Raw genomic sequence first — 400 nt, forward strand, 5'->3', positions numbered from 1 at the left:
CCAGGAGCCAAAGATATAACCCAGGCTACTGAGATAAAGCTTGCCGAACACCATCATAACAATGCCAACAGCGGCCTGTATGGTGGCACGGATTTTTACGCTGATATCAAAACGGTCATCCAGCGCGCCAATGAAAACAAGCACACCGGCACAAGCGAGATAGAGAGATGCATGCGGAATATAGTAATCGACAATTCCGAACGTGAAGCAAATCCCTGCGTAAACCGAAATCCCCCCAACGAGAGGTATCAATCCCTGGTGACGTTTGCGGAAGTTTGGTTTATCCACTAAACCGACTTTTTTTGCCACCTTACGGGCAAAAAACAGAAACAGTGTCGTGAATAAAAAAATACTGATGAGATCAGTACTCACTGTCAGTAAATTCACAATGCATGCTCTC

The 400-nt window shown here is 45.5% G+C and carries 1 pseudogene; it reads right to left on the bottom strand.

Annotation, left to right across the window (positions count from 1 at the left end):
- Positions 1-387, bottom strand: a pseudogene (locus tag SxD43FB_RS24225) (undecaprenyl-phosphate alpha-N-acetylglucosaminyl 1-phosphate transferase); the annotation flags it as partial.
- Positions 388-400 lie beyond the last annotated feature (13 nt).

The organism is Sphingobium sp. D43FB (genome assembly GCF_002312805.1).
Lineage (GTDB): Bacteria > Pseudomonadota > Alphaproteobacteria > Sphingomonadales > Sphingomonadaceae > Sphingobium.